This is a genomic window from Stenotrophomonas sp. YJH_SMC_19, assembly GCF_059367915.1.
In genome coordinates this window covers 239,795-259,332 of record NZ_JCAFRI010000001.1, presented here as the reverse complement: position 1 = coordinate 259,332, position 19,538 = coordinate 239,795, and the positions used below count along the sequence as shown (strand labels likewise).

Sequence of the window (19,538 nt, the reverse complement as noted above, 5' to 3'; positions counted from 1 at the left end):
ATGTTGGGAAAACTCTCTCTTGAGTCGATCCCCCACGATCCGATCGTGCTGACCACCCTGGTCGGCGCGGTGCTGGGTGGCCTGGGCGTCATGGCCCTGATCACCAAGTTCAAGCTGTGGGGCTATCTGTGGAAGGAGTGGTTCACCTCGGTGGATCACAAGAAGATCGGCGTGATGTACCTCATCGTCGCCTTCGTCATGCTGCTGCGCGGCTTCTCCGACGCCATCATGATGCGTACCCAGCAGGCGCTCGCCGTCGGCGGGTCCGAGGGTTACCTGCCGCCGCACCACTACGACCAGATCTTCACCGCCCACGGCGTGATCATGATCTTCTTCGTGGCGATGCCGCTGATCACCGGCCTGATGAACCTGGCCGTGCCGCTGCAGATCGGTGCGCGCGACGTCGCGTTCCCGTTCGTCAACTCGCTCAGCTTCTGGCTGTTCGTGTCGGGCGCTGTGCTGATCATGCTGTCGCTGTGGATCGGTGAGTTCGCTGCCACCGGCTGGCTGGCGTTCCCACCGTTGTCGGGCATCGAATACAGTCCAAGCGTCGGCATGGACTACTACATCTGGGGTCTACAGGTCGCAGGCCTGGGTACCACGCTGAGCGGTATCAACTTCTTCATCACCATCCTGAAGATGCGTACCCCCAGCATGAAGCTGATGCAGATGCCGGTGTTCACCTGGACCGCCCTGGTGACCAACGTGCTGATCGTCGCTGCCTTCCCGGTGCTGACCATCACCCTGGTGCTGCTGACCCTGGACCGTTACCTGGGTACGCACTTCTTCACCAATGACGGTGGCGGCAACGCCATGCTGTACATCAACCTGATCTGGATCTGGGGCCACCCGGAGGTGTACATCCTGGTCCTGCCGGCGTTCGGTGTGTTCTCCGAAGTCATCGCGACCTTCTCGCGCAAGGCGCTGTTCGGCTACAAGGGCATGGTCTACGCCACCGCCTGCATCGGCGTGCTGTCGTTCATCGTGTGGCTGCACCACTTCTTCACCATGGGCTCGGGTGCCAACGTCAATGCCTTCTTCGGCATCACGACGATGATCATCTCGATCCCGACCGGCGTGAAGATCTTCAACTGGCTGTTCACCATGTTCCGCGGCCGCGTGCACTTCACCACCCCGGTGCTGTGGACCATCGGCTTCATGGTCACCTTCGTCATCGGCGGCATGACCGGCGTGATGCTGGCGATCCCGGCCATCGACTTCGTGCTGCACAACAGCCTGTTCCTGATCGCCCACTTCCACAACGTCATCATCGGCGGCGTGGTGTTCGGCATGTTCGCCGGCATCACCTACTGGTGGCCGAAGATGTTCGGCTTCCGCCTCAATGAGTTCTGGGGCAAGTGCGCGTTCTGGTGCTGGTTCATCGGCTTCTACGTGACCTTCATGCCGATGTACGTGCTGGGCTTCATGGGCATGACCCGTCGCCTGCAGAGCACCGTCAACCCGGCCTACGAGCCGCTGCTGCTGATCGCCGCCGCAGGTGCCTTCATCGTGGGTGCCGGCATCCTGTGCCAGATCATCCAGGTGGCCGTGTCGATCCGCGACCGCAAGAAGACCGTCGACCTGACCGGCGACCCGTGGGATGCCCGTACGCTGGAGTGGGAAACCTCTTCGCCGCCGGCCTTCTACAACTTCGGCACCCTGCCGGAAGTCACCGAACTGGACGATTTCTGGGAGCGCAAGCAGCGTGGTGAAGCCTGGCCGAAGCCGGCCAAGTACACCGACATCCACATGCCGCGCAACACCGGCACAGGCGTTGTCATCGGTGCCTTCAGCCTGGTGTTCGGCTTCGCGATGATCTGGCACATCTGGTGGCTGGCCATCGTCGGCTTCGTCGGCATGATCGCCACGTTCATCTACCGCACCTTCGACCAGGACGTGGACTACTGGGTCCCGGCCGCCGAGGTGGAACGCATCGAGAACGAACACCGCAAGCACCTGGAAGCCCAGGGCCTGGTGAAGTCGGAGCTGAAGGCATGAGCACCAATACCTCGACCCTGAGCCACGGGCACGCCGCGCATGCGGCGGCCCATGGCCATGACGACCACGAGCACCACGACACCGGCGGCAACACCGTCTTCGGTTTCTGGGTGTACCTGATGAGCGACTGCCTCATCTTCGCCTCGCTGTTCGCCACCTACGTGGTGCTGGCAGGCGGCACCGATGGTGGCCCCACCGCGAAGGACCTGTTCGAACTGCCGTTCGTGGCATGGGAAACCGCGCTGCTGCTGACCTCCTCGCTGACCTTCGGCCTGGGCATGATCGCCATGCACCGCAAGCAGATGGGCCAGATGTACCTGTGGCTGGGCATCACCTGGCTGCTGGGCTTCGGCTTCATGTGCATGGAAGTGTGGGAGTTCCAGCACCTGATCCACCAGGGCTACGGTCCGGACCGCAGTGCCTTCCTGTCGGCGTTCTTCGCCCTGGTCGGTACCCACGGCCTGCACGTCAGCGCCGGCCTGCTGTGGCTGCTGGTGATGTTCGTGCAGCTGAAGAAGTACGGCCTGACCCCGACCAACAAGACCCGCATGGCGTGCCTGAGCCTGTTCTGGCACTTCCTGGACCTGATCTGGATCGGCGTGTTCTCCGTCGTCTATCTCAATGGAGCCCTGTAATGGCACATGACAACCATGCACACGACCACGGCACCGGCGGCGAAAGCCATGGCACCGTGAAGTCGTACCTGATCGGCTTCGTGCTGGCGGTGGTGCTGACCGTCATCCCGTTCTGGATGGTGATGTCGGGTGATTTCTCGCGCACCGTCAACGGTGTGGTCATCGCCATCACCGCGGTGCTGCAGATGCTGGTCCACCTGGTGTTCTTCCTGCACCTGGACCGTTCTTCGGAAAGCCGCTGGAACGTCAACGCTGCGGCCTTCACCGTGGTGGTGATCGGCATCATCGTGGTCGGTACCCTGTGGGTCATGCACAACATGAACGTGCACATGATGCACTGACGTCCGCGCGACGTTGCCACGCAGAAAGGCCGCCCTCGGGCGGCCTTTTTTGTTTGTCGCGCCCGCCGGGAATGGCACGCGCGGTGGTAGTGCCGGCCGCTGGCCGGCAATTACGGGAAGCCGGCCAGCGGCCGGCTCTACCAGGATCCACGCCATGCGTGGATGGGGTCAGAGCCCTTGCCTGCGGCCAGGGATCCGACCCCAAAGCCATCGGCCTCATCCCACCCGGCATGGCCGGCACAGGGGGGTAGTGCCGGCCGCTGGCCGGCAGTTGCGGGAAGCCGGCCAGCGGCCGGCTCTACCAGGAGATCCACGCCATGCGTGGATGGGGTCTGAATCCTTGCCTGCAGCAAGGGATCCGACCCCAAAGCCATCGGCCTCATCCCGCCTGGCATGGCCGGCACAGGGTGGTAGTGCCGGCCGCTGGCCGGCAATTGCGGGAAGCCGGCCAGCGGCCGGCTCTACCAGGAGATCCACGCCATGCGTGGATGGGGTCTCACCCCACCCGGCGCAGGAACTCCTCGGCGTCCATTGGTCGGCCCAGGTGGTAACCCTGCAATTGATCACACCCCAGTTCGCTCAGGTACTCGCGCTGTGCCTGCGTCTCCACGCCCTCTGCCACCACCTGCAGCTGCAGGGTGCGCCCCAGCGCGATGATCGACGAGACGATGGCGGCATCCTCTTCATTGCATTCCAGATCGTGCACGAACGCGCGGTCGATCTTCAGTTCGGTGGCGGGCATGCGCTTCAGGTAGAGCAGGCTGGAATAGCCCGTGCCGAAGTCGTCGATGGCAATGTGCACGCCCATCGCGGTCAGGTCGTTGAGAATCGCCAGGCTGGCGTCCACGTCCTTCATCGCCGTGGTCTCGGTGATCTCCAGGGTCAGGCACGCCGGCTCGATGCGGTGCCGTTGCAGCACTTCGCGCACACTGTCCAGCAGCGCCGGCGAGGCGAACTGCAACGGTGACAGGTTCACCGCCATCGACCATTCGGAATGTCCGGCATCGTGCCACGCGCGCAGCTGTGCACAGGCACGGTCCAGTACCCAGTCACCGATCGGCAGGATCAGACCGCTGCGTTCGGCGATGGGAATGAACACATCCGGCGCCAGCAGGCCCAGCTCGGGATGCTGCCAGCGCAGCAGCGCTTCGGCGCCGGTGGCCGGTGCGCCGGCGGCAGGGAACTTGGGCTGGTAGTGCAGCACCAGCTCGTCGCGGGCGATGGCCTTGCGCAGGTCCTGCAGCAGGCGCAGCTGGCGGTTGGCACTGAGCTGCATCGAGGGGGTGAAGAACGTATAGCCGTTCCGGCCGGTCTCCTTGGTGTGGTACATCGCCGCATCGGCGTGTGCCATCAGCTCGCGCTCGTTGCCGGCATCAGCCGGATACAGGGCGATGCCCAGGCTGGCGCTGACCTGCAGCTCGGCTGCATCCAGCAGGAACGGTTCGCCCGCCGCCGCGATGATCCGCTCGGCGACCACCACTGCATCGTCGGGAACATCGATGGCCAGCACGATCACGAACTCGTCGCCGCCGAGGCGGGCGAAGGTGTCCTGTGGCCGCAGCAGGCCGCCGATACGCTGCGCCACCGCCACCAGCAGGCGATCTCCCAGCTGGTGTCCGTACGCATCATTGACCGCCTTGAAGCCGTCCAGGTCGCAGAACATCACCGCCACCGCCTGGTTGCGCCGCCGCGCCTTCTCGATGGCCTGCTCGATGCGGTCCTGCAGCAGCATGCGGTTGGGCAGCTGGGTCAGCGGGTCGTGCAGGGCGGCCTGGATCAGCCTGTCGTTGGCGTGTGCCAGTGAATCGGCCAGCAGCCCGGTGCGCACGCGCATCTGCCGGTCGAACAGCGAGGCCACCAGGGCGATGCCCAGGGTCGCCACCGTGGTGACGATCACCAGCACCGCCAGCCAACGCGTGTCGATGCCGCCGCTGCCGACCGCGCCGCAGATGCTGCCCTCCGGGAAGCGCGCCGCGGCCATGCCGGTGTAGTGCATGCCGACGATGGCCAGGCCCATCACCAGTGAGGCGAGCAGGCGCAGGCGCGTGGTGTTGCGCTGCTCGGCACGCAGGCGGAAGGCAATCCACAGCGCCGCACCGGCGGCGCCGATGGCAACCGCGATGGAGGCAGCGAACCAGCCCGGGTGATAGTCGATGCCCGGCTGCATGCGCATCGCGGCCATGCCCAGGTAGTGCATGGTGGCAATGCCCAAGCCCATCAGCACGGCGCCGGCCAGCAGACGTCGCCAGGGCAGGCTGGACCGCGACACCAGCCACAGCGCATAGGCCGAGGCGCCGATCGACACGGCCAGCGAGTACAGGGTGATGCCGAGGTCGTAGCCGACCGGAATCGGCAGGTCGAAGGCCAGCATGCCGATGAAATGCATCGACCAGATACCCAGGCCCATCGCCGCCGCGCCGCCGGCCAGCCACCAGCGGGCCACGCGGCCCTCGGCGGTGGCCAGGCGGCCGGCCATGTCCAGCGCCGTGTACGAAGCAAGAATGGCCACCAGCAGGGAGATGGCGACCAGGCTCTGACTGTAACTGCCAGTCATGTTGAATCCAGAGGGGGAGGGAGGGGGCGCCCGCAAGGCGCACGCCCGCGACAGCTATCGGCGCGGGCAGGCGGGACTTGAGCGGTCGCAGCACCTGCGACCCGGCTCGGCTATCCTGCCACGCCTGTTCCCGTTGCTGGAAATCATCCGATGGCCAAAGCCCGCACCGCCTACGTCTGCAATGAATGCGGCGCCGAATTCAGCAAGTGGCAGGGCCAGTGCACCGAGTGCAACGCCTGGAACTCGCTGTCGGAAATCGTGCTGGAGAGCGCGGCGGCGGCCAAGGCGCCGGCGTCGCGCCGGGCGGGTTGGGCGGGCAAGATCGATCCGCCGAAGATCACCGCGCTGAAGGACGTGGAGCAGACCGAGCACCGCCGGGTCAGCACCGGCATCGGCGAGTTCGACCGCGTGCTCGGCGGTGGCCTGGTCGAGGGCGCGGTGGTGCTGGTCGGCGGTGACCCGGGCATCGGCAAGTCGACCCTGCTGCTGCAGGCAGTGGCAAAGATGGCGGCCGAACTGCCGGTGCTGTACGTCACCGGCGAGGAGTCGCTGGCGCAGGTGGCCGGTCGTGCGCACCGGCTGGAACTGCCACTGGATGGGGTCAACGCGCTGGCCGAGACCGGCGTCGAGTCGATCCTGCAGCATGCCTCCAGGGCGGGCCCGCGGCTGATCGTGGCCGATTCGGTGCAGACCCTGTGGACCGAGAGCCTGACCGCCGCGCCGGGTTCGGTCAGCCAGGTGCGCGAGAGCGCGGCGCGGCTGGTGCGTTTCGCCAAGGAGACCGGCACCGCGGTGTTCCTGGTCGGCCACGTGACCAAGGAGGGCGGCATCGCCGGCCCGCGCGTGCTCGAACATATGGTCGATGCGGTGCTGTACTTCGAAGGCGAGAGCGGCAGCCGCTTCCGTTTGCTGCGCGCGTTCAAGAACCGCTTCGGTGCGGTCAACGAACTGGGCGTGTTCGCGATGGGGGACAAGGGCCTGAAGGAAGTCTCCAATCCATCGGCCATCTTCCTGTCCGGCGGCAGCACCCATCAGCCGGGCAGCTGCGTGATGGTCACCCGCGAGGGCACGAGGCCCCTGCTGGTGGAGGTGCAGGCACTGGTCGATGCATCGCCGTTGTCGAACCCGCGCCGTGTCGCGGTCGGCCTGGAGCAGAACCGCCTGGCCATGTTGCTGGCAGTGCTGCACCGTCACGGCGGCGTGCTGGTCGGCGACCAGGACGTGTTCGTCAATGTGGTCGGGGGTATCCGCGTACAGGAGACCGCGGCCGACCTGCCTGTGCTGCTGGCGGTGCTGTCCTCGCTGCAGGACCGGCCGCTGGCGGAAAAGACGATTGCCTTTGGCGAGGTTGGCCTGTCCGGCGAGATCCGCCCGGTGCCCAACGGCGAGGACCGCCTGCGCGAGGCGGCCACCCATGGTTTCAAGCGCGCCATCGTGCCCAAGGCCAACGCGCCCAAGGGCGGTTCGGTGAAGGGCATGGAAGTGATCGCGGTGGAGCGCCTGTCCGAGGCCATCGACGCGGCGTGATGCGCGGGGCTCTGCCTCTACAAGCGTCGTATACGGCAACGGTCAGCCTGCCTGTGCTAGTTTTTCCCGCTCGACGAAGGCGCCCTCTGGCGTCTTTCCGTGCCCAGGAGTAAACGATTACATGCAGGACACCACGCTCACCGCCCCCAACGCCGAAATCCGTCGCGCAGGGGTCGATCTCAATGGATTGATGACGGTGCTGGGCAAGCACCTGTATTCCACCCCGGTGGTGGCGCTGCGTGAGCTGGTGCAGAACGCGCATGACTCGATCATCCGTCGCCGCATCGAGCAGCCTGGCATCGAAGTGCCGTCGCGCATCTCGGTGCAGGTCGATGCCGCTGCCGGCGTGCTGCGCATCACCGATACCGGTGCCGGCCTGACCCGCCAGGAAATCCATGACTACCTGGCTACCGTGGGCGTCGGCTACACCCGGGGCCTGCGCCAGGGCGGGGAGGACGATGAAGGCCTGATCGGCATGTTCGGCCTCGGGTTCCTGTCGGCCTTCGTGCTGGCGCGCAGGGTCAGCGTGCGTACCACCTCGTACCAGACGCCGGAACTGGGTCATCTGTACGTGTCCAGCAATGCCGAGCAGTACACCGTCAGCGAAATGCCGGCGCGCGCGGTTGGCACCGAGGTGGAACTGGAGCTGCATCCGGATTTCCTGCCGCTGGCCAACGAGGCGCGCCTGCACGAGGTGCTGGGCCGCTATTGCGCGCTGCTGTCCGAGCCGATCTTCATTGGTGCTGCGGCCGAGGCGCTCAACCCCGAGCCGCCGCCGTGGCGCAGCCAGGGTGACGTCGTCGTGCATCCGGTGCAGGCGCGTCGCCAGGCGCTGCAGTTCGCTGCGCGCTTCGAGCACGATTTCGAGCCGATCGTCACCGTGCCACTGCGCGCGGATGGCGACAGCGATGCCACCGGCCTGTTGTGGGTCCAGGATGGCGCTACCTACGGCACCAGTGACAACCGCAATCTTTCGGTGTTCGTGCGCGGCATGCTGCTGGACGACGATGCGCGCGACCTGCTGCCGCCGTGGGCCGGTTTCATCGGCGGGGTGATCGAATCCTCGCGGCTGACGCCCACCGCCAGCCGCGAAGACCTGCAGCGCGATGACCAGTACCGGGCCGTGCAGCACGCGCTGCTGGAGGCGCTGATTGATGGCCTGGCCGACGTCGCACGGCAGCAGCCGGAAGCCTGGCGACGCGTTCTCACGCGCCATAATGAGGCCTTGCTGGGCGCGGCGCTGTGCGATGACCGCCTGTTCGACCTGCTGTTGGAGCACGTGCGCGTGCCGACTTCGCAGGGCGACCTGCCGGCCAGTGCGCTGCCGGCGCGTGGTGCCGTGCATGTGATTCTCGACAATGGCGGTGGCTTCGAGGAGATGCTGTTCCGCGCGATGGGGGTACCGGTCGCGCATGGCCACCGCTATGCAGTCGTGCCGTTCCTGCGTCGCTGGGCCCAGGCCAAGGGCCTGCGCCTGGTTGAACTGGGGACCGAGCAGGGTAACCGTGCACTGTTCCGAAGCGATGACAGCCTCGACGAGGCGCAGCTGGCATGGCTGCGCGAGCAGCTGGGCGACGGCGAACAGTTGCTGCCGGCACGCTTCAGCCCCGAGTCGCTGCCGGTGGTGGTGGTGCCCGACCGCGAAGCCGAGCTGAAGCAGCGCCTGGAAGACGACGAGAACGACAAGCGCGTGTCGATGGCCGCGCTGCGCCTGGCCCGGCAGTTCACCGCACGCATCGAGTCGCGCGCGCCGTCGCGGCTGTACCTCAATCTCGACAACCCGGCAGTGCAGGCGCTGCTGCGCGCCCAGCGCGAGGGGCATCCACAGGCCGAAGCCGCAGCCCGTCTGCTGCGCTCACTGAAGATCATCGTCGCCGCGCAGGGCCGCCCGCTGGCACGCGCGAACGCTACGCCCGGCCCGGATCTCAACGGCGCCTTTACCGATATTGCCGGTGCCCTGCAGCAGATGCTGCGCTGAGCACCGTACCTTCTCATCCAGCCTTTGCTAGACAGGAGCACTTACCCCATGGACATCTGGAACTGGGTCGAAAAACTGCAGGGTGACCTGCGCCAGGCCGGCCAGGCGCAGAACGCGCACCTGCTGAACCGTCTCGCCGACGAGGTGAGTGAACTGCAGATCGACCGCGTCGATGCATTGCTGCCCGAAGCGCGTGCGCTGGGCAAGGCGCTGGACAACCCGTGGGTCGACGTCTATGTCGGCCACTGGGCGCTGCGCAACCGCGTCGGCAACCGCGTCGAAGGCGAGAGCGCGCTGGGCGAAGCGGTGGCGCTGTTCGAACGTGCGCACCGTGAGGACACGCTGGAATGCCCGCAGTCGATCTGCGTGACCCAGGATCTGGCTGCCTGCTATGGCAACATCGATGGCCCGGGCTGGGTGCCCGAGCGCATCGAGGTCTGCGATGAAACACTGGGTCGCATCGACCCGAGCTGGGCCTGTTTCCAGTGCCTGAGCTGCGAGAAGGCCGATGCGCTGCTCGATGATGGTCGTGGCCAGGCGGCGCTGGATTACCTGCAGGCGCAGGCCGATGCCGTGGAGGCCTGTGGCAAGGAAGTGTTCGACAGCTTCCCGGAGATGCAGATCAAGATCCTGCTGGGAATGGGCCGTGCCGATGAGGCACTGGCACTGATCGAAAAGCGGGAGGCCGAAGTTGCTGCGTCCGGAGAATACGAGCCGGCCAACTGCACGGTGCCGCGCCGCCTGTCCAAGGCCTGGGCGCTGGCCCAGCTGGGCCGCGACGAAGAGGCGCTGCAGCAGCTGGTGCCGTGGAGCGAGCTGACTCCGAACTACTGGCGCCTGTGGGCCAACACCGCCGCCGCGCTCTGCCAGCGGGATCCTGCGCGCAATACCTGGGATCTGGGCACGCGCTTCAACACGATCATCGAGCACTTTGCCCGGGTCGGATCGCATCGCCTGCTGATCGAAGTGGCAGCACTGAGCCTGGAGCTGGCGCTGCAGCGTGGCGCGCGCTGGGTGGCACTGCGGCAGCTGGAACTGGCCCGCACCCATCTGGCGCAGCTGCGCCAGGATCGTGGTGCTGCGGCGCTGGTGGCCGGCCTGGCCGCGCGCATCGACGCGTTGCCGGATGTCGCACCGCTGCCGGCGCCGGCGGGCGAGCTGTTGGCATGGCTGGACGCGCAGGGCGAACAGAACCAGTCGCGCGATCCCGAGCGCGAAGCGCAGTGGTTGCTGCAGGCGCATGCCGAGTTGCCCGATGACGAGGCGCTGGCCGAGATGGCGGCCAGCGCACTCAATGCCTGCGGCGCACAGCCCGAGGCGCGCGCGCTGCTGTGGCGGTTCGTACGCGGCCATGCGCAGCACGATGGTCCCGCGGCCTACACGCTGATGCGCTGGCTGGCCGAGCAGGGCGACGACGATGGCCTGCGCCAGCTGGCCGATCTCTACCGTGGCAGCGTGCCGGTGTTCGCGCACTGGTGCGAGGTGCAGCGTGCCCGCCGCGTGTCCGACTGGCCGGCGCTGGAGCAGGCGGCCCGATCCCTTCTGGAGCTGTCTCCGGGCTCGCACGGCGCGCGCGGCACGCTGGCGCGCATGTACATGGAAACCGGCCGCTTCAGCGAAGCACAGGCCTGCTATGCGCAGCTGGTTGAATTGCTGGAAGAGCCGAATGCCGCGCATTGGGACCACATGAGTGCCGCCAGCGCGGCGCGGGATTGGGACGCCGTGCGTCGCTCGGCGAAGGCGATCGGCATGGAGCTGTCCAGCCAGGAAGGCGTGGTCGAAGAGCCGTGGGGCTGGGTGATCATCCGCAGCGAAGAGAACGGTGAGCCGATGGAGTACTACGCCCGTCGCAGCGGACCGGTGACCGCGCGCATCGTCGAGAACGCGCCGTCCAACCGCGCCCAGCAGGTGGGCGACTGGGTGGTGTTCGATGCCGCGCTGGTGCATCCGGCACCCGAGGAGGAGGAAGCACGCGAGCATTTCATCCCGACCTATGCGCAGGTGCATGTGCTGGAACGCGGCGGCTTCGCCCGCAGCTGGATGATCGATGGCGCGCACCCGGGCGAAGAGGCCTGGAACGTCTTCGTCGAGGCGGCCGAAGCACAGGGTTGGAAGGTGTGGTCGCACAGCCGCCCGGACTACACCGTCACCGACCCCGATGTGGAAGACGGCACGCTGCCCGGCCTGCTGTTTACCGTGGCCCAGCCGCAGGACCATGCACCGCTGGCGCTGCACCGCTTCCTCCAGCAGCAGACCGCGACGTGGCCGCATCCGCATTGCTGGCTGCGCCTGGCCGAAGCCTGCGACCAGGATCGCCAGCCGCACCTGGACGTGATCGAGCGTTACGGGTTGTAAGCCGGGTATCGGGTAGTGCCGGCCGCTGGCCGGCAGCAACGGGATATCCTGTAGTGCCGGTCAGCGACCGGCACTCCCTCAAGGAGAAATACATGCGAAATACAGGGATGTTCGTGATCGCCGGGCTGCTGCTGGCCCCCACCGTGCAGGCTGCTCCCGCCTGCCGGGAGCCTGCGGCTGTGGCCCGCGCCTTCTACGAGGCGACGACCGGCAACGGTGATCTGCTGGAGCCGCCGGCCGCGCTGGTCAGCGCGGCCTTCGGCAAGGCGCTGCGTGATGAACGTGCCTGCCAGCAGCGCGAGGAGGGCATCTGCACGATCGATTCCGATCCGTGGCTGGATGCGCAGGATGGCGACATCGACAGCCCCGTGCGTTACAGCTGGAAAGAGGCCTCGGCGACCACTGGCCAGGTGGAAATGCGCTATTTGGTCTGGAAAAAGGCCTACGTGACCCGGTTGCCGATGGTGCGCCAGGGCCAGGGCTGCTGGCAGGTCGATGACATCCTCACCAACAGCGGCCGTTCGGTGCGGAAGATCCTGGCCCAGCCGGTGCCCTGACCGGCGGCAGCATCCACACAGGGTGCGGTCCAGTTGTCGGCCAGCGGCCGGCACTACCAGGTGATGTGGTGGGTGCCGACCGTTGGTCGGCACGCTTCTATCGCGTATGCCCGAACACCAGTTCAATCACGAACTGGCTGCCGAAGAACGCCAGCAGCAGCAACAGCATTGCCGCCAGCGTCCAGTGCACCGCCTTCATGCCGCGCCAGCCGTAGCGGCGGCGGCCGACCAGCAGCACGCCGAACACGACCCACGACAGCACGCTCAGCACAGTCTTGTGCACCAGCTTCTGTGCCAGCAGGTCATCGACGAACAGCACACCGGTGACCAGGGTCAGGGTCAGCAGCGCGAAGCCGACGGTGATCACCCGGAACAGCAGTGATTCCAGGTCGGCCAGCGGCGGCAGCGCCCGCAGCCACGGCCGGAACTCGCGGCGACGCAGTGCGCGTTCCTGCAGCCACAGCATGATTGCCAGCAGCGCGGCGATGCTCAGCGTGGCGTAGGCCAGCAGCGCCAGCCAGGCGTGGCTGGCCAGGCGCCAGCCCAGCACTTTGCTCGGTTCGTGGCCGTAGCCGTGGTAGGCCAGCAGCAGCACGGCAGCCAGCGGGAACACCACCACGCCCAGCGCCGACATCCGCCCGCGTGCGCCGACCAGCGAGGTCAGCCAGGCCATGCCCAGGCCGACCAGCGACAGCGCGGCGAAAAAGTGCATGTCCGGCCCGCCGTTGGTGCGCATCGCCACCATCACGTGGTAGCTGCCATGCAGCAGCATCGCCGGCAGGGCCGGCCACAGCCAGGTGGGCGAGCCGGTGGTTTCATCGCGGCCGAGCGCGCGCACCAGCAGGGCACTGGCAGCCAGGTAGAGCAGGACGGCGATGAGAACGATTGTCATCGTTGCAGTTTCGCACACCCCTGCGGTGGTGGCGACGGCCCCGTGGCCGCAGTCCGGGGAGACAGTCGGACCCGTTATACTGTCTGCCTTATTGTCCCCCGCTTTCAGACAGGTTGCGCCGCATGTTCGAGTCCCTGACCCAGCGCCTTTCCGGCACCATCGAGCGCCTGCGTGGCCGTGGCCGCCTGACCGAGGAGAACATCCGCGAGGCGACCCGCGAAGTGCGCATCGCGCTGCTCGAAGCCGACGTTGCGCTGCCGGTGGTGCAGGCCCTGATCGAGCGCATCAAGGTACGAGCGGTCGGCCAGGAAGTGCTGAAGTCGCTGACCCCGGGCCAGGCGCTGATCAAGGTCGTGCGCGACGAGCTGACCGCGGTGATGGGCGCCGAAGCCAGCGACCTGAACCTCAATGTGCCCGCGCCGGCCATCATCCTGATGGCGGGCCTGCAGGGCGCCGGCAAGACCACCACGGTGGGCAAGCTGGCCAAGCACCTGAAGGAAAAGCGCAAGAAGAAGGTGATGGTGGTCTCGGCCGACGTCTACCGTCCGGCCGCGATCGAGCAGCTGAAGACCCTGGCCGAGCAGGTCGGCGTGCTGTTCTTCCCGTCCAGTGCCGACCAGAAGCCGGAAGCCATCGTCCGTGCCGCCATCGACGACGCGCGCAAGTCGTTCGTCGACGTGCTGCTGGTCGATACCGCCGGCCGCCTGGCCATCGACGAAGCGATGATGGCCGAGATCAAGGCCCTGCACGCTGCGGTGAACCCGGCCGAAACCCTGTTCGTGGTCGACGCCATGACCGGCCAGGACGCGGCCAACACCGCCAAGGCCTTCGGCGATGCCCTGCCGCTGACCGGCGTGGTGCTGACGAAGACCGACGGTGACGCCCGTGGCGGTGCCGCACTGAGCGTGCGCTACATCACCGGCAAGCCGATCAAGTTCGTCGGCGTCAGCGAAAAGCCGGAAGGCCTGGACGTGTTCCACCCGGACCGTATCGCCAGCCGCATCCTCGACATGGGCGACGTGCTGTCGCTGGTCGAGCAGGTAGAGCAGCAGGTCGACAAGGACAAGGCGGCCAAGCTGGCCGAGAAGGTCGCCAAGGGCAAGAAGTTCGACCTGAACGACATGCGTGACCAGCTCGAGCAGATGCAGAACATGGGCGGCATCGGCGGCCTGATGGACAAGCTGCCGGGCCTGGGCAACATCCCCGACCATCTGAAGCAGCAGGTCAGCCAGGGCAAGGAAGTGCCGCGCATGATCGCCATCATCAGCTCGATGACCAAGAAGGAACGGCGCAACCCGAACCTGCTGAACGGCTCGCGCCGCGCGCGCATCGCCAAGGGCTCGGGCGTGACGCCGGCTGACGTCAACAAGCTGATGAAGCAGTACATGCAGATGGAAAAGATGATGAGCAAGATGGCCGGCGGCGGCATGAAGGGCATGCTGCGCAGCATGAAGGGCATGATGGGCGCCATGGGCGGCCGCGGCATGCCGTTCCGTTGATGCAGCGACGGGGCCGGCGCGCATTGCGACGCGGCCCCGGTCACAATGACTGGCGTATGCTGGATGGCGACTTCTCCAACAGGTATGTCGCGTGAATGCATCGCCGATTCTTGAACGCGCCGACACCTTCTGTCGGCGTTTTTCATTGCAGCTTCCGATCCTGCTGGCACCGATGGCCGGTGCCTGCCCGGTGCCGCTGTCGGCCGCGCTGGCCAATGCCGGCAGCATGGGCGCGATGGGTGCGGTGCTGTCGCCGGCCGCCGATATCGGCCGCTGGATGGATGACTTCCGCGCCGCTTCCAATGGCCCGGCGCAGGTGAACCTGTGGGTGCCGGATCCGGTGCCGACCCGTGACGTTGCCGCCGAGGCTGCCAGCCGCGCCTTCCTGACGCAGTGGGGCCCGGACGTGCCGGCCAGCGCCGCCGATGCCACGCCCGCCGACTTCGAAGAACAGTTCGCCGCACTGCTGGCCGCACGCCCGGCGGTGGCCTCGACCATCATGGGTGTGTTGCTGCCGCGCCACGTGCAGCAGTTGAAGGATGCCGGCATTGCCTGGATCGCCTGCGCGACCACCTTGTCCGAAGCGCGTGCAGCACAGGACGCCGGTGCCGATGCGGTGGTGGCGCAGGGCATGGAAGCGGGCGGCCATCGCGGTGCGTTCGATCCGGCGATGGCCGAGCGCCAGCTGGTCGGCCTGTTCGCGCTGCTGCCGCGCCTGGCCGATCACCTGCAGATCCCGGTGATTGCCGCCGGCGGTATCGCCGATGGCCGCGGTATCGCCGCCGCGCTCACGTTGGGGGCCAGCGCGGTGCAGATCGGCACCGCGTTCCTGCGCACGCCCGAAGCAGCGATCGCCTCGGCATGGGCCGATGGGCTGGCCGCCAGCGAACCGGAAGACACCTGGCCGACCCGCGCCTTCAGCGGCCGCCTGGGCCGCGGCCTGGCGACCGCCTATGTGCGCGCCGCTGCCGCAGAAGGCGCCCCGGCGCCACGCCCGTACCCGGTGCAGCGCGGGCTGACCGCGCCGATGCGCAAGCAGGCCGCGCAGGAAAACCGCCTGGCGGCGATGCAGGCCTGGGCCGGGCAGTCGGCGTGGATGGCGCCGGCACAGCCGGCCGCCGACGTGCTGCGCGGCATGTGGAGCCAGGCGCAGGCGCTGCTGCGATGACGGTGACCTGCAACGGCCTGCCGGCACAGGTCGAGGATCTGCTGCCGGCGCTGGTCAACTACGGCCATTTCACCTCGCTGCAGGTGCGCGACCACGCGGTGCAGGGACTGGACCTGCATCTGGCGCGGCTGTCACAGGCGACCCGTGAACTGTTCGGCAGCGAGCTGGATACGGTGCAGGTGCAGACCTGGATGGCACAGGCCCTGCAACAGGCCGGCCTGGCCGATGCCTCGCTGCGGGTGACGGTGTACTCGCGCCGGTTCGATTTCCGCAACCCGCTGGCGGCGGTGCCGGTGGACGTGCTGGTGGCAGTATCAGCGCCGGTGGCCCTGGTCGCGCCCAAGCGCGTGCGCAGCGTGGTCTGGCAGCGCGAAATGCCGCAGATCAAGCACGTGGGCACGTTTGGCCTGTTCGCCGAGCGCCGAGCGGCGATGGCCGAAGGATTCGACGATGTGCTGTTCGTGACCGCTGATGGCGACGTGAGTGAAGGCAGCACCTGGAATCTGGCCGTGCACGATGGTGAACGGCTGCTCTGGCCGCAGGCGCCGGCCCTGCGCGGTACGGCCGAAGCGCTGCTGAAGCGGCATTGGCCCGATGCGCAGTTGACGCGGCCGTTGGCGCTGGCTGAACTGGGCAGTGTGAAGGCCGCTTTTGCCTGCAACGCCAGCGGCCTGTGGGCGCTGGAGGCCATCGACGGGCATCTCCTGCCAAGCTCGCAGGCGCTGGCTGAACAGGGCAGGGCGGTGCTGGCGGCGGTGGCTTGGCAGGGGCTGGGGCCAGATCCCTTTTGCGCCGCAAAAGGGATCTGACCCCAAGCGAACCCCCCGGGGTTGGCTCGGCCGGGCTCTGCCGCTATAATCGCCAGCTTACCTCGCCATCCTGGCGACTGGGCAATAGGAAAAACACCATGGTCAAGATTCGACTGACCCGCGGCGGCGCCAAGAAGCGTCCGTTCTACCACATCATCGTCACCGACGTGCGCAGCGCGCGCGACGGCCGCAACATCGAGCGCGTTGGTTTCTACAACCCGGTCGCCCAGGGCGGCGAGAAGCGCATCGAGCTGGACCTGGCCCGCGTTGACCATTGGGTCAAGAACGGCGCCCAGCCGACCGACAAGGTCCGCAACCTGATCAAGGAAGCGACCAAGTCCCAGGCCGCTGCGGCCTGATCCTGACGGGCCACGCTTCGGCGTGGCCCTCTTGGTTGAAGCAGATGAAAGATATCGAGCGCCGCATCCTGCTGGGCAGGGTTGTCGGCGCTTTTGGTGTGCGCGGCGAGATCAAGCTCGAGTCCTGGACCGAGCCACGTTCCGCCATTTTCCGTTACCAGCCGTGGATCGTGCGCAGCCCGTCCGGCGTGGAAACCACGATTGAAGGTGTGCGTGGCCGCGACAGTGGCAAGCACCTGGTCGCCCGGTTCCCCGGCGTCGAGGACCGCGATACCGTCGAAGCGATGCGCGGCACCGAGATCTACGTGGCCCGCAGTGCCCTGCCACCGCCGAAGCCCGATGAGTATTACTGGGTGGACCTGGAAGGCCTGGACGTGAAGACCACCGAGGGCGTTGCCCTGGGCCAGGTCTCGCACTTGTTCAGCACCGGCGCCAACGACGTGGTGGTGGTCCGGGGTGACCGCGAGCGGATGATTCCGTTCGTGCAGCCGGACTTCGTCAAGTCGGTCGATTTCGAGGTCAACCTGGTCGTGGTCGACTGGGATCCCGAGTTCTGAGTGTGAGCATGCGTTTCGACGTCATCACCCTGTTCCCCGAGTTCCTCGCCCAGTCCGCTGGACTGGGCGTGGTCGGGCGCGCGCAGGAGAAGGGATTGTTCAGCCTGCATGGCTGGAATCCCCGTGATTACGCCGAAGGCAACTACCGCCGGGTGGACGACCGTCCGTTCGGTGGCGGCCCGGGCATGGTGATGCTGATCGAGCCGTTGCAGGCCTGCCTGCAGGCGATCCGCGATGCTGATCCGACCCCGGCGCGGGTGATCTACCTCAGTCCGCAGGGGGCGCCGTTGACCCAGGCCAAGGTGCGGGAACTGGCGGCGCTGCCGCGCATGGTCCTGCTCTGCGGCCGCTACGAAGGCATCGACGAGCGTTTCCTGGAAGCCAATGTCGACGAGGAGATTTCCCTCGGCGACTACGTGCTGTCCGGTGGCGAGCTGGGCGCGGCGGTCATCATCGACGCCGTGGCCCGCCTGCAGGACGGTGCCCTGAATGACGCCGAATCGGCGGCGCAGGACAGCTTCGAGGGCGACCTCGGCCTGCTCGACTGCCCGCACTACAGCCAGCCGGCCCAGCACCCGCTGGGTGACGTGCCGGACGTGCTGCGCTCAGGCAACCATGCGGCCATCGCCGCGTGGCGCCGCCAGCAGTCGCTGGTCCGTACCGCCCAGCGGCGCCCGGACCTGCTGGATGAACAGGCGCTGGGCAAGGCCGACCGCACGCTGCTGGAACAGGGCCGTCAGGCCCAGAAACAGAAGGCCGACCCCTAGCGCAGGGCCGGCTTTATCGGCTATCATGGCCAATTACCGCCAGCCTAGGCCGGCGCGCGCAGTACCCACAACAAACGTGCAGCACAGTCCGGTGACTGCATGAGCCCACGTTGTCTACATGACACGCCCACCCGAACAAGAATCGGTGTAACCCATGAGCAAGCTGAACAAGTCCATCGTCGCGGAATTCGAATCCGCCCAGATCACCCGTGAACTGCCGAAGTTCAGCCAGGGCGACACCGTTGTCGTCAACGTGAAGGTGAAGGAAGGCAGCCGCGAGCGCGTGCAGGCCTACGAAGGCGTCGTCATCGCCACCAAGAACGCCGGCCTGAACTCCTCGTTCACCGTGCGCAAGATCTCGCACGGCTACGGCGTCGAGCGCGTGTTCCAGACCCACAGCGCCATCATCGACTCGGTCGAAGTGAAGCGTCGTGGTAAGGTCCGCGCCGGCAAGCTGTACTACCTGCGTGGCCTGGAAGGCAAGGCTGCCCGCATCAAGGAAGACCTGGCTGCCGCTGCTGCCGCCAAGGCAGCCCGTCTGGCCGAAAAGGCCTGATAAACAACTTCGGTTGTTGCCGCGACGGCCACCTTCGGGTGGCCGTTTGCGTTTCCGGCATCGCATCGGCCACGATCAGGTGATGAACGACATCAACCCGTGCTATCCCGCCGTGATCCAGTCGGCGTTGCGCTTCCTCGACGGCAAGGGACTGGCGCGTGTGCAGTCGGCGCCGTTGCTGCATCGCCTGCTGTGGCGCATGGGCATCGCACTGCCACCGCCGATCCTGGCCGGCTTCGGTACCAATGCGCTGGTGCAGGGCCTGTTGTTCGGGCTGTTCTGGACCGCGCTGATGTGGCTGATGCTGTGGCAGGGCAGCGAGCGTCCGCTGGCCTTGCTGCTGGCGGCCGGCCTGTTGGCTGGTGCGCTGTTCGGCGTGGTGATGGCCGGCTTGATGCGCTCGCTGCGCCGTCACCGCAAATTACCGGAGTGGCGCCAGTTCCGCGCGGGGCAGGCGGACTGAGCCGATGGCGCACTGCGCCGTGACCGCCCGGCACAGGCCGCGGTAGGCTGCCGGCATCATCCCGATGGACGTGCCGTGCGATGCCTGCCAAGCGAACCGCACCTTCCGCTGCGCACAAGCTGTTGTCAGGCGGTAATCCGCAGATCGCCAAGGGCGAGGGCGATGCCACGGTGCAGGCCTATATCGCGGCGATGCCGGACTGGAAGCGGCCGATCGGCGCACGGCTGGATGCGCTGGTCGAACAGGCCGTACCCGGGGTGCACAAGGCGGTGAAGTGGAACTCGCCGATGTATGCGGTGGCCGCGGGCGAAGGCTGGTTTCTCAGCTTCCATTGCTTCACCCGCTATATCAAGGTGGCGTTCTTCCGCGGCGCTGCGCTGAAACCGGTGCCGCCGGAGCCGTCCAGGAGTGCCGATACGCGCTACCTGCACATTGCACAGGATGGCGTACTGGATGAAGCCCGGTTTCTTGACTGGGTGCGCCAGGCCGCGGCATTGCCCGGCGAACACATGTAAGCCCACCG

The 19,538-nt window shown here is 66.9% G+C and carries 18 protein-coding genes; 16 read left to right on the top strand and 2 right to left on the bottom strand.

The genetic code is table 11. The features are described from left to right. The 3 genes from cyoB to cyoD are packed head-to-tail and all read left to right on the top strand — an operon-like array spanning position 1 to position 2,974. Entirely contained in the window at positions 1-1,998 is a 1,998-nt protein-coding gene (gene cyoB / locus AC5P5R_RS01170; RefSeq protein ID WP_005408582.1) for a cytochrome o ubiquinol oxidase subunit I, read from the top strand. Continuing rightward, entirely contained in the window at positions 1,995-2,633 is a 639-nt protein-coding gene (cyoC, locus tag AC5P5R_RS01165) for a cytochrome o ubiquinol oxidase subunit III (RefSeq protein ID WP_005408583.1), read from the top strand. Before cyoB ends, cyoC begins: the two co-directional genes overlap by 4 nt. After that, positions 2,633-2,974, top strand: coding sequence for a cytochrome o ubiquinol oxidase subunit IV (gene cyoD, locus AC5P5R_RS01160; RefSeq protein ID WP_005408584.1), 342 nt, complete (start codon positions 2,633-2,635; stop codon positions 2,972-2,974). Before cyoC ends, cyoD begins: the two co-directional genes overlap by 1 nt. Positions 2,975-3,470: 496 nt before the next feature. Here the strand turns inward: cyoD and AC5P5R_RS01155 are convergent, their stop codons facing one another. Continuing rightward, complete coding sequence (locus AC5P5R_RS01155; protein ID WP_005412645.1) at positions 3,471-5,528, bottom strand: putative bifunctional diguanylate cyclase/phosphodiesterase; 2,058 nt, start codon at positions 5,526-5,528, stop codon at positions 3,471-3,473. A gap of 150 nt (positions 5,529-5,678) precedes the next feature. Here AC5P5R_RS01155 and radA point away from each other — a divergent pair, with 150 nt between their 5' ends. The 4 genes from radA (at position 5,679) to AC5P5R_RS01135 (ending at position 11,945) form a co-directional block, all read left to right on the top strand. Next, positions 5,679-7,055 (top strand): DNA repair protein RadA, encoded by a 1,377-nt coding sequence (gene radA, locus AC5P5R_RS01150; protein WP_005408586.1) that lies wholly within the window; start codon positions 5,679-5,681, stop codon positions 7,053-7,055. A gap of 121 nt (positions 7,056-7,176) precedes the next feature. After that, positions 7,177-9,033 (top strand): ATP-binding protein, encoded by a 1,857-nt coding sequence (locus AC5P5R_RS01145; RefSeq protein WP_012479525.1) that lies wholly within the window; start codon positions 7,177-7,179, stop codon positions 9,031-9,033. Between the two features lie 48 nt (positions 9,034-9,081). Continuing rightward, a complete protein-coding gene (locus tag AC5P5R_RS01140; RefSeq protein ID WP_100438011.1) occupies positions 9,082-11,388 on the top strand; it encodes a tetratricopeptide repeat protein in 2,307 nt (768 codons plus the stop codon). A gap of 92 nt (positions 11,389-11,480) precedes the next feature. Then, the gene (locus tag AC5P5R_RS01135) at positions 11,481-11,945 is read left to right on the top strand and encodes a YqhG/Tai3 family protein (RefSeq protein WP_100438012.1); all 465 of its coding nucleotides are present in this window, start codon (positions 11,481-11,483) and stop codon (positions 11,943-11,945) included. 97 nt (positions 11,946-12,042) lie between these two features. On the opposite strand, the gene AC5P5R_RS01130 is transcribed toward AC5P5R_RS01135, so the two are convergent. After that, a complete protein-coding gene (locus tag AC5P5R_RS01130; RefSeq protein WP_005408590.1) occupies positions 12,043-12,837 on the bottom strand; it encodes a cytochrome C assembly family protein in 795 nt (264 codons plus the stop codon). 122 nt (positions 12,838-12,959) lie between these two features. On the opposite strand from AC5P5R_RS01130, the gene ffh reads away from it, so the two are divergent. The 9 genes from ffh (at position 12,960) to AC5P5R_RS01085 (ending at position 19,530) form a co-directional block, all read left to right on the top strand. Then, a complete protein-coding gene (gene ffh / locus AC5P5R_RS01125) occupies positions 12,960-14,336 on the top strand; it encodes a signal recognition particle protein (protein WP_005408591.1) in 1,377 nt (458 codons plus the stop codon). Positions 14,337-14,427: 91 nt separating this feature from the next. Continuing rightward, positions 14,428-15,504, top strand: coding sequence for an NAD(P)H-dependent flavin oxidoreductase (locus tag AC5P5R_RS01120; protein ID WP_012479529.1), 1,077 nt, complete (start codon positions 14,428-14,430; stop codon positions 15,502-15,504). Next, positions 15,501-16,313 carry an aminotransferase class IV family protein gene (locus tag AC5P5R_RS01115; RefSeq protein WP_012479530.1) on the top strand — a complete coding sequence of 271 codons (813 nt, stop codon included), beginning with the start codon at positions 15,501-15,503 and terminating at the stop codon, positions 16,311-16,313. The genes AC5P5R_RS01120 and AC5P5R_RS01115 overlap by 4 nt, the downstream gene beginning before the upstream one ends. A 98-nt stretch (positions 16,314-16,411) precedes the next feature. Beyond that, complete coding sequence (gene rpsP / locus AC5P5R_RS01110) at positions 16,412-16,672, top strand: 30S ribosomal protein S16 (RefSeq protein ID WP_005408594.1); 261 nt, start codon at positions 16,412-16,414, stop codon at positions 16,670-16,672. A 44-nt stretch (positions 16,673-16,716) separates the two neighbouring features. Beyond that, positions 16,717-17,229 (top strand): ribosome maturation factor RimM, encoded by a 513-nt coding sequence (gene rimM / locus AC5P5R_RS01105; RefSeq protein ID WP_100438013.1) that lies wholly within the window; start codon positions 16,717-16,719, stop codon positions 17,227-17,229. 8 nt (positions 17,230-17,237) lie between these two features. Beyond that, positions 17,238-17,996, top strand: coding sequence for a tRNA (guanosine(37)-N1)-methyltransferase TrmD (gene trmD / locus AC5P5R_RS01100; RefSeq protein WP_024956747.1), 759 nt, complete (start codon positions 17,238-17,240; stop codon positions 17,994-17,996). A gap of 154 nt (positions 17,997-18,150) precedes the next feature. Next, a complete protein-coding gene (rplS, locus tag AC5P5R_RS01095) occupies positions 18,151-18,552 on the top strand; it encodes a 50S ribosomal protein L19 (RefSeq protein WP_005408597.1) in 402 nt (133 codons plus the stop codon). An 82-nt stretch (positions 18,553-18,634) separates the two neighbouring features. Continuing rightward, complete coding sequence (locus AC5P5R_RS01090; protein ID WP_100438014.1) at positions 18,635-19,015, top strand: DUF6404 family protein; 381 nt, start codon at positions 18,635-18,637, stop codon at positions 19,013-19,015. A gap of 80 nt (positions 19,016-19,095) precedes the next feature. Next, positions 19,096-19,530: a DUF1801 domain-containing protein gene (locus tag AC5P5R_RS01085; protein WP_062606757.1), complete on the top strand. Its 435-nt coding sequence runs from the start codon at positions 19,096-19,098 to the stop codon at positions 19,528-19,530. The last annotated feature ends 8 nt before the right edge of the window (positions 19,531-19,538 follow it).

Bases quoted from the DNA above. Each gene is read 5' to 3' on its own strand.
- AC5P5R_RS01140 (WP_100438011.1), top strand. From the start codon at position 9,082: ATGGACATCTGGAACTGGGTCGAAAAACTGCAGGGTGACCTGCGCCAG.
- trmD (WP_024956747.1), top strand. From the start codon at position 17,238: ATGCGTTTCGACGTCATCACCCTGTTCCCCGAGTTCCTCGCCCAGTCC.
- AC5P5R_RS01115 (WP_012479530.1), top strand. From the start codon at position 15,501: ATGACGGTGACCTGCAACGGCCTGCCGGCACAGGTCGAGGATCTGCTG.
- rplS (WP_005408597.1), top strand. From the start codon at position 18,151: ATGAGCAAGCTGAACAAGTCCATCGTCGCGGAATTCGAATCCGCCCAG.
- cyoC (WP_005408583.1), top strand. From the start codon at position 1,995: ATGAGCACCAATACCTCGACCCTGAGCCACGGGCACGCCGCGCATGCG.
- rimM (WP_100438013.1), top strand. From the start codon at position 16,717: ATGAAAGATATCGAGCGCCGCATCCTGCTGGGCAGGGTTGTCGGCGCT.
- AC5P5R_RS01135 (WP_100438012.1), top strand. From the start codon at position 11,481: ATGCGAAATACAGGGATGTTCGTGATCGCCGGGCTGCTGCTGGCCCCC.
- ffh (WP_005408591.1), top strand. From the start codon at position 12,960: ATGTTCGAGTCCCTGACCCAGCGCCTTTCCGGCACCATCGAGCGCCTG.
- AC5P5R_RS01145 (WP_012479525.1), top strand. From the start codon at position 7,177: ATGCAGGACACCACGCTCACCGCCCCCAACGCCGAAATCCGTCGCGCA.
- AC5P5R_RS01130 (WP_005408590.1), bottom strand. From the start codon at position 12,837: ATGACAATCGTTCTCATCGCCGTCCTGCTCTACCTGGCTGCCAGTGCC.
- radA (WP_005408586.1), top strand. From the start codon at position 5,679: ATGGCCAAAGCCCGCACCGCCTACGTCTGCAATGAATGCGGCGCCGAA.
- AC5P5R_RS01090 (WP_100438014.1), top strand. From the start codon at position 18,635: ATGAACGACATCAACCCGTGCTATCCCGCCGTGATCCAGTCGGCGTTG.
- AC5P5R_RS01155 (WP_005412645.1), bottom strand. From the start codon at position 5,528: ATGACTGGCAGTTACAGTCAGAGCCTGGTCGCCATCTCCCTGCTGGTG.
- cyoB (WP_005408582.1), top strand. From the start codon at position 1: ATGTTGGGAAAACTCTCTCTTGAGTCGATCCCCCACGATCCGATCGTG.
- cyoD (WP_005408584.1), top strand. From the start codon at position 2,633: ATGGCACATGACAACCATGCACACGACCACGGCACCGGCGGCGAAAGC.
- AC5P5R_RS01085 (WP_062606757.1), top strand. From the start codon at position 19,096: ATGCCTGCCAAGCGAACCGCACCTTCCGCTGCGCACAAGCTGTTGTCA.
- rpsP (WP_005408594.1), top strand. From the start codon at position 16,412: ATGGTCAAGATTCGACTGACCCGCGGCGGCGCCAAGAAGCGTCCGTTC.